The organism is Natrinema thermotolerans (assembly GCF_031165565.1).
Taxonomy (GTDB): Archaea; Halobacteriota; Halobacteria; order Halobacteriales; family Natrialbaceae; genus Natrinema; species Natrinema thermotolerans.
Genome location: NZ_CP101873.1, coordinates 2,248,481 through 2,262,804 on the forward strand (window position 1 = coordinate 2,248,481; position 14,324 = coordinate 2,262,804).

At 66.2% G+C, this 14,324-nt stretch carries 17 protein-coding genes and 1 pseudogene; 11 read left to right on the plus strand and 7 right to left on the minus strand.

Annotated elements, in window-relative coordinates:
* Positions 1-120 precede the first annotated feature (120 nt).
* Both sp36 and NP511_RS11605 read left to right on the plus strand, forming a co-directional pair.
* On the plus strand, positions 121-336 hold the full coding sequence (gene sp36 / locus NP511_RS11600) for a Sp36 family protein (protein WP_006180416.1): 216 nt from the start codon (positions 121-123) through the stop codon (positions 334-336).
* Positions 337-372: 36 nt separating this feature from the next.
* Complete coding sequence (locus NP511_RS11605) at positions 373-1,413, plus strand: DUF7972 family membrane protein (RefSeq protein ID WP_049966878.1); 1,041 nt, start codon at positions 373-375, stop codon at positions 1,411-1,413.
* Positions 1,414-1,539: 126 nt separating this feature from the next.
* On the opposite strand, the gene NP511_RS11610 is transcribed toward NP511_RS11605, so the two are convergent.
* Entirely contained in the window at positions 1,540-1,701 is a 162-nt protein-coding gene (locus tag NP511_RS11610; RefSeq protein WP_006180413.1) for a preprotein translocase subunit Sec61beta, read from the minus strand.
* A gap of 210 nt (positions 1,702-1,911) precedes the next feature.
* Between NP511_RS11610 and NP511_RS11615 the strand changes: the two genes are divergently transcribed.
* Positions 1,912-2,181 carry a thioredoxin family protein gene (locus NP511_RS11615; protein ID WP_006648078.1) on the plus strand — a complete coding sequence of 90 codons (270 nt, stop codon included), beginning with the start codon at positions 1,912-1,914 and terminating at the stop codon, positions 2,179-2,181.
* Between the two features lie 101 nt (positions 2,182-2,282).
* Here the strand turns inward: NP511_RS11615 and npdG are convergent, their stop codons facing one another.
* Both npdG and NP511_RS11625 read right to left on the minus strand, forming a co-directional pair.
* Positions 2,283-2,951, minus strand: coding sequence for an NADPH-dependent F420 reductase (npdG, locus tag NP511_RS11620; RefSeq protein WP_049965609.1), 669 nt, complete (start codon positions 2,949-2,951; stop codon positions 2,283-2,285).
* Between the two features lie 105 nt (positions 2,952-3,056).
* Complete coding sequence (locus NP511_RS11625) at positions 3,057-3,314, minus strand: hypothetical protein (RefSeq protein WP_049965610.1); 258 nt, start codon at positions 3,312-3,314, stop codon at positions 3,057-3,059.
* A 98-nt stretch (positions 3,315-3,412) separates the two neighbouring features.
* Here NP511_RS11625 and NP511_RS11630 point away from each other — a divergent pair, with 98 nt between their 5' ends.
* The 6 genes from NP511_RS11630 to NP511_RS11655 all read left to right on the plus strand — a co-directional run bounded on the left by NP511_RS11630 (position 3,413) and on the right by NP511_RS11655 (position 9,728).
* Complete coding sequence (locus NP511_RS11630) at positions 3,413-4,243, plus strand: glycerophosphodiester phosphodiesterase (protein ID WP_049965611.1); 831 nt, start codon at positions 3,413-3,415, stop codon at positions 4,241-4,243.
* Positions 4,244-4,447: 204 nt separating this feature from the next.
* Positions 4,448-6,916, plus strand: a complete 2,469-nt coding sequence (locus NP511_RS11635) for a cbb3-type cytochrome c oxidase subunit I (protein WP_006648074.1) — start codon at positions 4,448-4,450, stop codon at positions 6,914-6,916.
* A gap of 115 nt (positions 6,917-7,031) precedes the next feature.
* Entirely contained in the window at positions 7,032-7,799 is a 768-nt protein-coding gene (locus NP511_RS11640; protein ID WP_049965613.1) for a Nif3-like dinuclear metal center hexameric protein, read from the plus strand.
* Between the two features lie 129 nt (positions 7,800-7,928).
* Positions 7,929-8,213: a DUF8011 family protein gene (locus tag NP511_RS11645; protein ID WP_049965614.1), complete on the plus strand. Its 285-nt coding sequence runs from the start codon at positions 7,929-7,931 to the stop codon at positions 8,211-8,213.
* A gap of 92 nt (positions 8,214-8,305) precedes the next feature.
* A complete protein-coding gene (locus NP511_RS11650; protein ID WP_136396888.1) occupies positions 8,306-8,560 on the plus strand; it encodes a hypothetical protein in 255 nt (84 codons plus the stop codon).
* Between the two features lie 115 nt (positions 8,561-8,675).
* On the plus strand, positions 8,676-9,728 hold the full coding sequence (locus tag NP511_RS11655; RefSeq protein ID WP_049965616.1) for a deoxyhypusine synthase: 1,053 nt from the start codon (positions 8,676-8,678) through the stop codon (positions 9,726-9,728).
* Positions 9,729-9,743: 15 nt separating this feature from the next.
* On the opposite strand, the gene NP511_RS11660 is transcribed toward NP511_RS11655, so the two are convergent.
* A complete protein-coding gene (locus tag NP511_RS11660; protein WP_049965617.1) occupies positions 9,744-10,151 on the minus strand; it encodes a pyridoxamine 5'-phosphate oxidase family protein in 408 nt (135 codons plus the stop codon).
* A 234-nt stretch (positions 10,152-10,385) separates the two neighbouring features.
* Positions 10,386-11,063 carry a glycosyltransferase family 2 protein gene (locus NP511_RS11665; protein WP_049965618.1) on the minus strand — a complete coding sequence of 226 codons (678 nt, stop codon included), beginning with the start codon at positions 11,061-11,063 and terminating at the stop codon, positions 10,386-10,388.
* A 250-nt stretch (positions 11,064-11,313) separates the two neighbouring features.
* On the opposite strand from NP511_RS11665, the gene NP511_RS11670 reads away from it, so the two are divergent.
* The gene (locus NP511_RS11670) at positions 11,314-11,520 is read left to right on the plus strand and encodes a hypothetical protein (protein ID WP_006180396.1); all 207 of its coding nucleotides are present in this window, start codon (positions 11,314-11,316) and stop codon (positions 11,518-11,520) included.
* Between the two features lie 628 nt (positions 11,521-12,148).
* Here the strand turns inward: NP511_RS11670 and NP511_RS11675 are convergent.
* Positions 12,149-12,319, minus strand: a complete 171-nt coding sequence (locus NP511_RS11675) for a hypothetical protein (protein ID WP_162834894.1) — start codon at positions 12,317-12,319, stop codon at positions 12,149-12,151.
* A 193-nt stretch (positions 12,320-12,512) separates the two neighbouring features.
* Between NP511_RS11675 and NP511_RS11680 the strand changes: the two are divergent.
* Positions 12,513-13,945: pseudogene (locus tag NP511_RS11680) on the plus strand (DUF389 domain-containing protein).
* Here the strand turns inward: NP511_RS11680 and NP511_RS11685 are convergent.
* Positions 13,871-14,266, minus strand: coding sequence for a hypothetical protein (locus NP511_RS11685; RefSeq protein WP_049965619.1), 396 nt, complete (start codon positions 14,264-14,266; stop codon positions 13,871-13,873). The pseudogene NP511_RS11680 and the gene NP511_RS11685 overlap by 75 nt on opposite strands.
* Between the last annotated feature and the right edge of the window lie 58 nt (positions 14,267-14,324).

Sequence of the window (14,324 nt, forward strand, 5' to 3'; positions counted from 1 at the left end):
GGCTACGGAGGGGGGAGTCAAAAACGTCGCGCCACCGACTCGGCCGCGGCGTCCGCTTCGACCGATCGTGACATGTCTGCCCCATCCTTACTGCCCTCGGACACGTGTGACGAACCGGAGATGAGCCGATCCGACGCGCGCCGATGGGAGTACAGGACGCTCAGGCCGTCCCGCGGCGAAACGAAAAAGGAGGCCGAGGACCCGCAAGCGGCGCTGAACGAGTACGGCGCTGACGGCTGGGAACTCGTCGAGACGATCGACTACACGGGTGGCGGGACCAAGTATCTGGTATTCAAACGCCCCGCCGAGACGACTACCGGTGCCGATGACGGGTGACTCGCCGTGACCGGCACCGATGACGCCGAGAACGGAATGGCCGGCGTCTCCGACGTCGAGACGGCCGGCGACTCCGACATCGGGACGGCGAACACGATGCGCGAACGCGCCGGCGAAAGTCGGCTCAAAATCTGGCTCCTGCTCGGTGCCTCTCGGCTGCAGGTGACCGCCGTCCTGGCACTGGGCGTGTTCGTCTCGTTCGTGGCGTTCGTCACCCTCACGCCGTCGCCCCTGCACCCACAGCTGCAGACCGGCGACACTATCGAGACGATGTTCTCGACGATGATCGGGGCGATCATCACCGGTACCACGCTCGTCGTCACCATCGGCCAGCTGGTACTCTCCCAGGAGAACGGTCCGCTCGGCGACCAGCGCGACCGGATGGAGAATGCGATGGACTTCCGCGATTACACCGAGGAACTCATCGGGTCGCCCAGTCCGGCGGATCCGTCGGAGTTCCTCCGCCAGCTCGTCTTCGTGGCCGAACTGCGAGCGAAGACGCTTCGCGACAGTGTCGCCGACAGCGACGACGATCGACTCCGTGCGGAGGTCGAGGAGTTCACCGACAGTCTCGTCGGCAATGCCGAACTGGTCACCGATCAGCTCGAGGGCGCGACGTTCGGGGGCTTCGACGTCCTCTCCGCCGCGTTGAACTTCAACTACGGTTGGAAGATCTTTCAGGTCGAACGGATCGCAAACGAGTTCGAAGACAGCCTGAGCGACGAATCGCTGTCCGATCTGGAGGAGCTGAAGACGTCGCTCAGCCTGTTCGGACCGGCGCGAGAACACGTCAAGACGCTGTACTTCGAGTGGGAACTCATCACGCTCTCACAGATGATCCTCTACGCGGCGATTCCGGCGCTGGTCATCGCGGGGGTCATGCTCACGGTCGTCGACGCGGGCACGTTCCCCGGGAGAACGATCGGCGTGGCGAACATCACGTGGGCGATCGGCGCGGCGTTTACCGCGACACTCGTGCCGTTTCTGCTGTTTGCGGCCTACGTCATCCGCATCGTGACGGTCGCCAAGCGAACGCTCGCCATCGAACCGCTGGTCCTCCGTGACTCCCAGCGATAGCACCGATTCGGACTGCCGATTCCGGTTTGGCGACTGTGGCCGATCCGCTACCGACCCCCTCCCTGCGAGGGGCTCCGACAGTGCGGTCGCTGTTCGAGGCGATGCTGGAAGAACGCGGGAGATGCGTTACGAGACGAGCGTCAGCAACTGGACCACGACGCCCAGCATGACGCCGAAGGCGATGACCGTCTTCGGGTCGATTCGGATGGCGTTCGAGTCCTCGGAGTCGAAGTACCGGACCAATCCGGCACTGGACATCAGCCCGCCGGTGTTCTGTCCTTTGTCCATACCCGTTCCTATGTCCCCCCCGGAACTAAACCTTTCGACCGACTCCGGCCCGCGCTTTCGGGCGGGTTCGCTCGAGGCAGGAATTCCGTCTCTCGGCGGCTGCCCGCTCCGGTTCCGGCCGGTGTCGTCCTCGCTCGCGTCACCGATCCCGGCAATCGGTTATCGGTGGGAAACCCTTATGCGCGGCGCGTGGCAACTAGCGATGACCGCATGACTGTCACACTGAAGGATTTCTACGCGGACTGGTGTGGCCCCTGCAAGACCCAGGACCCGATCCTCGAAGAGCTCGAGGACGACTGGGAGGGCCGATTCGAAGTCGAGAAGGTAAACGTCGACGAACAACAGGACGTCGCCAACGAGTACCAGGTTCGCTCGCTCCCGACCCTGATCATCGAGAACGACGACGGCATCGTCGAGCGCTTCGTCGGCGTCACCCAGCGCGACGACATCGAGGACGCCCTCGAGTCGGCCGGCGCGTAGGGACGATCACCGGTTTCTCGCGGCTTCGACCGCCGATAGTTCCGACTCTCCGCTCGTCTCGGTCGAATCCAGGCGTCACACCGAGCCGCTGGCGGCCCAGCTCAGATCCACTTGACGCCGACGTCGTGCATGTCCTCGTTGTACTTCGCGATGTTGATGACAAGCGGCGTGACGCTCTCGACCTCCGCGGCGTTGGCAAGCGGCCCGGCCTCGAGCGCGCGCAGGCCGTCGATCTCGTTGGCGACCGTCAGGACGGTCGCTTTGGCGTCGTCGTCGTCGGCGACGACGAGCGTATCGAGGTCCAGATCGTCCTCGAGGTTCGAGAGGGCGTCGGCCGCGAGGTTGTGGAAGGCACCGACGACCGGCACCTCGTCGGGCGCTCGCTGTGCGACGAGTTCGGTGACGCTGCCGGTGTCGGGCGGGTGGTAGTGCAGGCCGTCCTCGTCGCCCTGCATCCCGACCGCGGGAGTCACGAGGATCGAGTCCGAATCGAGGCTGTCCGCGACCGCCTCGACGGTGTCACCGACGTAGTACGGCGGGACGCTGAGGATGACGATATCGGCGCGGTCGGCCGCCATCTCGTTGTCGAAGCCCTTCAGCTCGGCGTCGGCATCGCGGGCTTCGAGTTCGGCTTCGTAGTCCGCGACCGCGTCGCGGGCCTTTTCGGGGTCGCGCGAGCCGATGAGGATCTCGTGGCTCGTATCGCGTGCAAAGCGCAACGCGAGTCCTTCGCCGATGTCGCCCGTGCCGCCAAGTAGTGCGATTCGCATACCAACGCCTCCGGACGGCACCCGAATAAAAGGGCCGGAGCGCGGCCGATCTCGCCGGGTTCTCGGACGCCGGCGAGTCCGCCGTAGACGGCCGCAATCGCACCGCTACGGCGCGTCGTCTTCTGCCGGGTTCATCGCCGACCCCAGCCCGCCGTCGTAGGCGTCGCGCTCTCGCACCTCGCGGATCCGCTGTGCGAGGCGGCGCTCGAGGGCCGTCCGCCGGTCCTCGTCGATATCGGGGTTGTTCGCCAGGTCCCGGACGTCTTGCCGGGCGGTCCGCAGGACCGACACGGCGTCCTCGGTCTCGAGGTCGGCGGCGCGCTCCAGCGCGCGTTCGACGTCCGCAAGCGTGGGTTCGGTCATACCGGCGATTGGCGGGGCACACGCATCAACGCCGGGCCGGGAACTGCCACGTCGTCCCGTAGCGCAGTTTACATTAGCCGCCCCGTTCACGATTCGGTATGGTCCGCCCTGCCGTCATTGCCCACCGCGGCTACGCCGGCGTCGCGCCCGAAAACACGATCGCTGCTGCCGAACGCGCCGCCGAACGCGACGGGACGGCAATGCTCGAGATCGACGTCCGACCGGCCGCCTGTGGGACCCCGGTCGTCGTCCACGACGAGCGCCTCGACGGGACCCGCGACGGCCGCCCCCTGACCGACGCGACCGGTCTCGTCCGGGAGACGCCGCTCGAGGACCTCCGAGCGACGCGAGTGCTGGGAACCGACGCGACGATCCCCTCTCTCGCCGCCCTGCTCGAGGCGGTCCCCGAGTCGGTCGGGGTCAACGTCGAACTGAAGAGTCCGGGCACCGCCGATCTGCGAACCGGCGAGGCACTGCCTCCGGACGATCGCGACCAGCGTCGCCGGACGTGGCGGCCGTTCGTCGAACGCGTCGTCGCCGACTGCGAGGCCTTCGGCGGCGACCTGCTGTTTTCCTCGTTCTGTGAGGGCGCGATCGCGGCGCTGCGCGAGGTCGCCGACTACGCCGCCGCCCCGCTGGTCGGCACGGACCTCGCGGCCGGCCTCGAGATCGCGAGCCGATACGACTGCGAAGCGATTCACCCGCCCCACACCGCGATTCTCGACCCCGAGTCGGACGAGCCGGCGACGGTCGGGGACGCGAACGACGGCTCCGGGGTCGCCCTCCTCGAGCGGGCCCACGAGGCGGGGCGGGCGGTCAACGTCTGGACGGTGCGAACCTGGGTCCAGTTCGACCGGCTCGCGGCCGCCGGCGTCGACGGGATCATCGCCGACTACCCGCGGCTGGGGCCGGTTGCCGGCGACCGATAGCGCCGCCGTCACGCGAACGGCCGTCGGCGGATACAAGTATCGCCTGCAGGCGCACCGGACACCTTGATACGACGAATCGTACTGAGGTAGCGGTATGGTCTCCGTCGCGCCCTCGCCGTTTCGTCGGTTCCGGCACGTCGCGACCGTTTTCGATCACGTCGCCGTCAGTGATACCGCCCGACGGATCGATCGGGAGGTGACCCGATGAGCGATTTCCCGCCGCGAACGACGGTCAAGCGGTGGCTGGTTACGACCAACCACAAGGACGTCGGCATCCTCTATCTGGTGACGGCGATTTTCTTCCTCCTGGCTGGCGGGATCCTCGCGTTGCTGTTCCGCGCACACCTGTGGAAAGCCGGCGGTACCGGCCTCCTGACGAACACCCAGTACAATCAGTCGGTCTCGATCCACGGCCTCCTGATGGTGTTCTGGTTCATCTCGCCGCTCGGCTTCGCGTTCGCGAACTACCTCGTCCCCTTACAGATCGGCGCGAACGATCTGGCGTTTCCCCGGCTGAACGCGTTGAGCTACTGGTTTTACCTGTTCTCGGGACTTCTCGTCCTGTTCTCGTTCTTCCAGGGGACGACGTGGGCCAACGGCTGGTATATGTATGCCCCGCTGAACGTCCCGATCTACAACCCCGGCTACACGCTGACGATGGGTGGGAACACGACGATCCTCGCCCTGACGCTGTTCGTCATGTCGACGACTCTTAGCACGGTGAACTTCCTGACGACGATCCACACCCGTCGCGCCGAGGGGCTCGGGCTCTGGAACATGCCGCTGTTCACGTGGGGGACGCTCCTGACGGTCTGGATGATGCTGTTTGCCTTCGCGGCGCTGTTGGCCGCGCTGATTCTGCTGTTGACCGACCGGCTCCTGTTGACCCAATATTTCGGCACCGATCAGGGCTCGAGCCTGCTGTGGGGCCACATCTTTTGGTTCTTCGGCCATCCGGAGGTGTACATCGTCTTCTTCCCCGCGCTGGGGATCATGTTCGAGACCGTCCAGACGTTTACGGGCCGGCGGTTAGTCGGCCGCAAGTGGGTCATCATCGCGATGGTGCTGGTCGCGGTCCAGTCCTTTCTCGTCTGGATGCATCACATGTTCCTGACGACGATCAACCTCCCGATCAAGACGCTGTTTATGGCCACGACCATCGGGATTTCGCTGCCGTTCGATCTGATGGTGTTTTCGTTGATCTACACCATGGTCAAGGGCCGCGTGCGGTTTACCACGCCGTTTCTCTTCACGATGGGGGCGCTCGTGTTGTTCATCATCGGCGGCATCACGGGCGTGTTCCTCGGTGCGGTCGTGTTAGACTACGAGTTCCGTGGCACCTACTGGGTCGTCGCCCACTTCCACTACGTGATGGTCGCCGGAGTCACGGCGCTGATCGGCGGCCTCTACTACTGGTGGCCGAAGATGACCGGGAAGATGTACTCCGAGCGACTCGGGAAACTCAGCTTCGCCGTCTACTTCTTCGGCTTCAACCTGCTGTATTTCCCGATGTTCATCGCCTGGGAGACGCCCCGGCGGGTCTTTCACTACGGCGAGGGCGCACAGCTCTATCACCAGCTGGCGACCGTCGGCGCGTTCGTCCTCGGGACGTCGGTCCTGTTGGTTCTCGTCACGCTCGGGAAGAGTCTGATCTCGGGGCCCGACGCGCCCGATAACCCGTGGGCGTACGCCCGGACCGCCGAGTGGGCGACGACCTCGCCGCCGCCGCTCGAGAACTGGCCCGACCGCCCCAGCTACGCCTCCGGCACGCTCGAGTTCGTCGACGACACGACGGCGGCCGATGGCGGGGCAGCCACCCACGAACGGGCCGATCAGATCGACTCGCTCGAGGGGGATCACGAGGACCACGCGAGCATCTGGCCGTTCGGAATCGGCCTCGGGATGTTCGTCACGTTCCTGGGATTGTCCGGGCTGACGCCGTATGTGGCCTCGTTCGCGGCCGAACGCGGGGCGGAGTTTTCCGGTTCGGTTGCCGGCTCACAGACCGTCATCTACCCCGTGGTCTCGGTGATCGGCGTCGCGATCCTCGGCTACTCGCTCTTCGAGTACGGCCGCGAGCGGTTCGACGCACCCGAGATGGTGATCGCCGAACGCTGGCCGTTCGAGGGCGTCGGGACGACCAAGACCGGCGTCTGGTTCTTCCTCGCCTCGGACGTGGTCGTCTTCGGTGCCGTCATCGGGGCGTATATCTTCATGCGGATCCACAACGGCTGGGGGAGCTTCGAGACCGTCCCGCCGTCGGCGACCATCGGCCTGGTCAACACCTACGTCCTGCTGACCTCGAGTTTCACGGTCGTGCTGGCGCTGGTGATGGCCGAACGCGAGAACAAGCGCGGCCTGCTGGCGTCGATGGGTGCCACGCTCGCGCTCGGGCTCCTGTTTCTCGGCATCAAGGGCTACGAGTGGAGCTACGAGTTCTCCCACGGGATCTACTGGTTCTCCGATCTCGAGTACTCGCTGTATTTCGTCACGACCGGGCTGCACGCCTTCCACGTCATCCTCGGGCTGCTCATTGCCGCGTTCATGATCTATCGGACCCTCTCGGTCGACGCCTACCTCACGGATCACCGGCCGGTGGAGTACTTCGGGCTCTACTGGCACTTCGTCGACATCGTCTGGGTGTTCCTGTTCCCGATCTTCTACCTAATGTAGCGGTCCTCGCTCGCTGTTTTCGATCCACTCCCGATCCGTCCGACTCGAGTCGGGGTCCGCTGTGGGACGGTCGGAACCAGCCGGATACAAGGCGATCACCGCCGAACGAACGGCTATGCAACTCTCGAGCGTCGTCGATCGACTCGACGAGGAACTGCGCACCGCCGACTACGCCGACGTCGACGCCAGCGCGAACGGACTCCAGATCGGCCCCGAGGAAGCCGAGATCGAACGGGTCGCGTTCGCCGTCGACGGCGTCCAGGAGACGTTCGATCGGGCGATCGACGCCGACGCGGACCTGCTGGTCGTCCACCACGGGCTCTCGTGGGGCGGCTTCGACCGCGTGACCGGCCGGACCTACGACCGGATCGCCCCCCTGATCGAGAACGACCTCGAGCTGTACGTCTCGCATCTCCCGCTGGACGGCCACCCGGAACTGGGCAACGCCGCCGGCGTCGCCGACCTGCTCGACCTCGAGAACCGCGCGCCCTTCGGCGAACTCGGGCCCGAGCATATCGGCCAGCGCGGGACGGCGGCCGACCCCTACGCGCCTGCTGACCTGCGGGACCGCCTCGAGTCGGCCCTCGAGACCGGCGGCCAGTCGGTCCAGCACCTCGACTTCGGCCCCGACGAGATCGCGGACGTGGCGATCGTCACCGGCAGCGGCACCGACTGGCTCGACGAGGCCGTCGCCGCCGGCGCGGACGCGCTCGTGACCGGCGAGGGGAAAGGGAAGGTCTACCACGAAGCCCGAGAGGCCGGCATCCACGTCTTCCTCGCGGGTCACTACGCGACCGAGACCTTCGGCGTGCGATCGCTGCAGGAACTCGTCGGGGAGTGGGGTCTCGAGACGACGTACCTCGAGGTCCCGACGGGGCTCTGACCGCCGTCCGTCGATAGGAGACCCGCACCTGTCGGAACCAATGCGTGAGCCGACGAACCGATCCCAATCGGCAGTTGCGAACGCGGACGCGGCCATACTTTTTCGTTCGAGCGGCCGGCATTCGTGTCTATGGAGATTCATATCGAAGAGTTCTTTTCCGAACCGGGCGGCTGGGAGGAGGCGCGGGTATCCATCGGTAGTTCGCTCGCCTTCTTCGGGATCTATGCGTGCTTCGAACTCCTGTACGACAGCGGTTCGCTCCCGTTGCTGGTTCTCGGTGGCGCGACGGCGCTGTCTGGTATCGCGGAACTGTTGCCGACGAACCGACGGCGACCCGCGATCGTCCTCCGGGTAACGGCGATCGTGCTGCTCGTCGCGCTGATCGCGACGGCGCTACGCTCGCTGCTGTCGTGATTCGACTCGAGGCCGGTCGACGCGTCCGTGATGGGTAAAATACCTCTTTCAGGTATCCTACCGTTATGTCACGACCGTCGAAACGACGCCTCGTGACTTCACCATCGACGCCACTCTCGGTTTCGACCTACGTGGAAGACGGTGCCAGAATCGCCGCGATCCTCCTCGTTTGGGGCGCTATCGCCGCCGTTTTCGCCTACGGAATCGGCAACGTCGGCGGCCCCGGCAGCCTCTTCACGGCGATCGGCCCGCAACTCGGTGCGCTCTTCGCGCTGACCGGACTGCTCAACGCCGTTCTCTATCTCCTGTATCGCACCGTCGACTACTGGCAGCGGGTCGCCGCGTAGCCCCTCGAGTCCGTGGACCGCTAAAGGGAAATTGCGGCCACCTCTCGAGCCGTCGACGGCCCACGAAACGACGCGAATCGCGACGTTGAAACCGCTGGCCCGCGGACGCGTGGACATGAGCGACGACCACGATCACGACGGCGACGCCGACGGTCACCACGAGCCCGAGCGGGAGACGTTCTCGCACGACCCTGTCGGCCACGCCGAGGTCCGGGCAGGGATGACCGTCGGCGAACTCGCCGACGAGTACGGGGACGCCGGCGTCGGCGCGGCCGACCTCCACGAGGCCGTCGACGTCACCGAGTCGATGTTCGACGACGACGTGACCGTCTTCTTCGGCCTCGCGGGCGCGATGGTTCCGACGGGGATGCGCGCGATCGTCGCCGACCTGATCCGGGACGGTTACATCGACGTCCTCGTGACGACCGGCGCGAACCTCACCCACGATTCCATCGAGGCCATCGGCGGCAAACACCACCACGGCGCGGTCCACGCCGAGGGCAAAACCGAGCGCGAACACGACGAGACCCTGCGCGACGAGGGCGTCGACCGCATCTACAACGTCTATCTCCCACAGGAGTTCTTCGCCGACTTCGAGTCGCATCTCCGCGAGGAGGTCTTCCCCGTCCTCGAGGCCGAGTGCGAGGAGGAGGGGGCCGTCTCGATCCAGCGGCTCACCGAGGAACTCGGTCGGGCCAACGCCGAGATCAACGAGCGAGAGGACGTCGACGAAGACGCTGGCATCGCCGCCGCGGCCTCCGAGAACGACGTGCCGATCTACTGTCCGGCTGTCCAGGACTCCGTGCTGGGACTGCAGGCGTGGATGTACTCCCAGACCGGTGCGTTCACCTTGGACGCGCTTGCCGACATGACGCCGTTGACCGACATCGCCTTCGAGGCCGAGGAGGCCGGCGCGTTCGTCGTCGGCGGCGGCGTCCCGAAGAATTTCACCCTCCAGACGATGCTGGTCTCGCCCGACGCCTACGACTACGCCGTCCAACTCACGATGGACCCCAAACAGACCGGCGGCCTCTCCGGCGCGACGTTAGACGAGGCCCGCTCGTGGGGCAAACTCGAGAAGGACGCCGACAACGTCTCGGTCTACGCCGACGCGACGATCACGCTCCCGCTGGTCGTGGCGGCGGCTCGAGAACGGCTCGAGGCCTAATCACGCGCCCCCGTCTCACTCGAGGGCGTCGTCGTAGGTTCGGTAGGTCGCCGAGCCGACGTCGATCCGGACCAGCCGGTTGTCGGCGTAGGCGTCCTGCTCGGCGTCGTACTTCGCGTTGATCCGGCGGCGGGCCGCGTCGGTTTCGCCCTCGTCGTCGACGACCGTCGCCGTCCCCAGCAGCGTCACCGTCCATCGGGCGTGTCCCGCGTCGTCTTTCTGGATCGAGAGCGCGACCCGAGGATTCGCCCTGACGTTCGCCAACTTCCGGCCCGTCGTGACGACTTCGACGACGTCCTCGTCGGCGAGGTAGCGGTACCAGACCGGCGCGACGTGGGGCCGCCCGTCGGCGCAGGTCCCGAAGTGGGCCATCAACGGCTCGTCCTCGAGCAATCGCTCGGCCGCCGGTGGAACGGTGGACACGCTTGCAGTACCCACGGAGGGAAATATAAGGAACCCACATGATCGTGCCGGTCACGTCCCACTCGTGCCCCGGCTGCCACACCGCTCGTTAGCGCCTCGTCCCTGCCATGACCCGACCGACTGTCGCCGCGGCCGAGGCGGAGCCAGCGACCGACGAGATCGCCGTCTGCTACGCCGATCCGCGGGCCGACGGCTCGCGTTGAGACGCCGGGTTGGCCGCCGAGTCGTTCTCGTTCAGTAGGCCGCCCGGAGCCGCTCGAGGTCGAGTCGCAGGTAGTGGCCCAGCGTCCCGGTCAGCCCCAGGTCGGCGATCCGGCGGCCGGAGTTCTCGACCAGCACGGTCCGCCGGTAGCCGATCGGATAGCGGGCGGCCAGCAGCCGGCTGAACGCCGTGTCCTCGTTTGGGACGTCGGGAAAACCGCCGACGTCCTCGAACGCCCGCCGGTGGACCAGACAGCTGAACCCGGGCAGGATCGGTCGCTCGAGCCGCGAGAAGCCGTGGTTGATCGTCGCTTCCATGAGCTTCGCCCGCCGCGGCCCGGTGATCCGGCAGTAGGAACTGGCCGCCGCCAATCCCTCGCGTTCGGCGAATCCCAATAGCTCGGTCAGATACGTCGCCCGGACCCGCGTGTCGGCGTCGATGAAGGCCAGCCACTCGCCGGCGGCGCGCTCGGCCCCGAGGTTCCGGGCCGCGGCGATGCTGTCGCCGCCCTCCTGTAGCACCGCCGCGTCGTACTCGCGGGCGATCTCGCGGGTGTCGTCGCTCGAGTCGCCGTCGACGACCAACACCTCGTACTCGTAGGCGGTGTCCAGCGCGGCCAGACTCGCGAGGGCTCCCCGAAGGTAGTCGCCCTCGTTTCGCGCCGGTACCACGAAACTGACATCGACCGCGTCGTCTCCAGCGCCCGTCATCGTGCTACTCGAGCCCTCTCTGGGGCGGCTTCTCAAGCTATCGGAGTCCGATCGCCCAGTGAGTGCCCTGGGAACACGCCCCTCGAGGGTTGATTTCACTCTTCGGCTCCCGGAGAGCAGGTCTATCACGAACTTTTATAATCATGGGGTTGGTATGGTGGGGTAAGCAATGTCGGTCGTACACGTACGCGCCTGAATCAGTCGCTGCCGACGAGTACCGATTTTCGACGACATCCAACACCCGACCGACATGAGTACCCAACACCTCACCCAACCCGACGCCGAACCGACGCCCAACCGCACCCGACCCACACCCTCGAGTACGCTCGAGGACCCCCGGACCGCGACCGACCGCGCCCCGCGGACGTTCTCCCACCGCGACGGGGGCCGACTCGAGAACCTGATCGACGAGTGGAACTCGGCCTTTGCCAACGCCGGCGGCGACGAAGCGGCGTAACCGCTCGAGCGAACCCTAATCCAAACCGTCTTTGAAGCGACGCGCGTAGCCTCGCGTGGCCGATGACGATCCACTCGCTCCGAACCGGACTCGGCACCCGGTGGTGACGAGCCCTATGAGTGCCGAGGCCATCGATTTACCGTACGATTCCTCCACTTTCACGGTATCTGAGACACTTCGAGAAGTCACAGCTAGGGGGGAGCAACTAGGGGCGCGTCGCGGATGCTTGTCACCTCGAGGCTCAGGAGTGATCCCGAGAGAGAAACTACTTCGGTTCATCGAGATCGTATCCGCCACCACCGCCACCATCGTCATCGTCGTCCGGATTACTACATCCAGCAACGGCAACCGTTGTGGCGGTCACGGATGTCGTGAGAAAGCGCCTCCGGTTCATGTGTGATGCTTGGTAACGTGCCTCAATAAAAATGTGGGGGCGGTGTCCGGAGACTGGTCACCTCGACTGGGGGCTGCTACTATCTATCACTCGCCGCCAGAACCGAGAGGTCCCGTCTCGAGCAGCACAACGTCGATTTCTAGGCGGTTCTGGGTCAGTGACGCTCGTCCGCCGTTTCTGTTCGGCTGTCGAGACCACGTCTCTGCGGACAGTCCATCCCAACGGCGTCCACACTCAGTTGGCGATGTATCGAGCCAAGAGGACGATCGGCAGGACCGGGATCACCAACCCCGTCGCGATGAGGACGACGGCGACGATCGCCTTCTCGAGCGTACTCGAGTCGTCCCAGACCGATCTCGAGAGGCTGTCGATTCCCGCCGCGGTGCGTTGGAGGAGTCCGGCCATCGCGACTAGCTACCGCGTCAGGGGGTGTAAACCCTCTTCGTCCGGAGCGGACAGTCTGCAAAACCGAACCGACACTCGCCCGGCTCGTCACGCGGTCGGCGCTGTCACTGCCGGAACATGTACCGGCCCCATACGCTCCTGGTACGGCCAGTAGTCGGCCGTTAGTAAATGGCGCGTCCGTCCACCGAGCGGTATGCGACTCGTGCAGGTCTTCGTTCCCAGCGAGGACCGCGCCGCGGTGCGGGAGACGCTCGCCGAGATGGAGTGGAATTCGTCTTCAGCGACGCGGCCGATCACCGGGACGGGAGTCTGGCGAACGTCCCGGTTCCGGCGGGGGCCGTGGACGCGGTCCTCGAGCGACTGTACGACGCCGGACTCGACGAGGACACCTACACCGTCGTCACGGAGGTCGATCGAGCCACCGTTCCGAACGCCGACGAGTTGACGGACCGCTACGTCGAGGGGCCGAAAGGGGAGCGCGGTGCGTCCCACGCCGAGATCCGGGAGCGCGCCGCGGACCTGACCCCCGACACCGCCACCTACCTCGCGTTCGCGATCGCGAGCGCGATCGTGGCGGTCGGCGGCCTCCTGCTGGACTCCGCCATCGTCATCGTCGGTGCGATGGTGATCGCGCCCTTCGCGGGGTCGACGCTCTCCGCGAGTGCCGGCGCGGTCATCAGCGACCGCGAGATGGTCGTCGACAGCGCAACGTCGCAGGTGACGAGGCTCGTCGTCGCCTACCTGGGTGCGGTCGCGATGAGCGTGTTTCTGCAACGATCGGGGTTCCTCCAGCCGACGCTGGACGTCGGTCGCGTCGGGCAGGTGGGCGCCTTCGCCACGCCGAACCTCCTGACGCTGGTCATCGCCATCGCGGCCGGGTTCGCCGGCGCGCTCGCGCTCGCGACCGACCTCCCCGTCTCGCTGGCCGGCGTCGCCGTCGCGGCGGCCATCGTTCCCGCCGCTGCTGCGGCCGGCATCGGGACGGCCTGGGGCGAGCCGATCATCGTCGCTGGCGGACTCGTCTTGCTCCTGATGAACATCGTGTTCATCAACCTCACCGCGTATCTGACGCTCATCGCGCTCGGCTACCGCTCGTCGGTGATACGCAACGTCCGCGAGAACGCGACCGTCTCGCTGCGTACGGGCGCGTACGCCGTCATCGTCCTTGTCTTCTTCGTCGTCGTCGCGCTGACCGCCGTCGGGACCTACCAGCACCTCGTCTTCGAACAGCGGGTCAACGGCGAAGTGCAGGACGTCCTCGAGGAACCGGAGTACGGCTCGCTGGAACTCGCCGGCGTCGAGACCGAGTACAACGACGGGAGCGTGTTCAGCGACGAGGTCTCGGTGACGGTGACCGTCGGACGCTCGAGCGCCCTCGAACACGAGGGGCTGGCGGACGACTTGCAGACCGAAATCGATGCTCGGACGAGCCGGGCCGTCAGCGTCGACGTTCGGTTCGTCGAGTATCAGCGCGCGGCGGCGGTCGGCAGCGACGACGAGCGGAGCGCGTGGTGGCCGATCGACGAGTGGCTGCCGACCGCGACGAGTCCCTCAGTCGCGCAGTCGGCGCCACAGGTCGCGGCACTTCCCGCGGACCTTGTTGAGCAACGAGCCGACCCGGCGTGACCCGGAGAGGAGTCGGAGCGCGCGGACCGACCGCCCGATTCGAAGCAACCGAAACGGGCGGAACCAGGGGACGACGGTGAGGATCAGGAACCAGTTCGAGCGGACGAACGCCCGCAGGTCCTCGTCCGACCACCGGTAGAGAACGGCGAGGTCGAGGAGGAAGACGACGAGGAGCCATCGGAGGACGCCGCGAACCGTCGCCGCGACCGGGTCGGAGACGACGAGTACGTCGACGCTGATCGCGACGTCGACGACGAACAGGGTGATCCACACCAGCGCCACGACCTCGACGAAGGGTGGCCACCAGCGCTCGGCGTCCATCTACTGGTACGTAGGACGTGACGACCCAAAACGTTGGGTCAGTCGAGTACGAGTGACT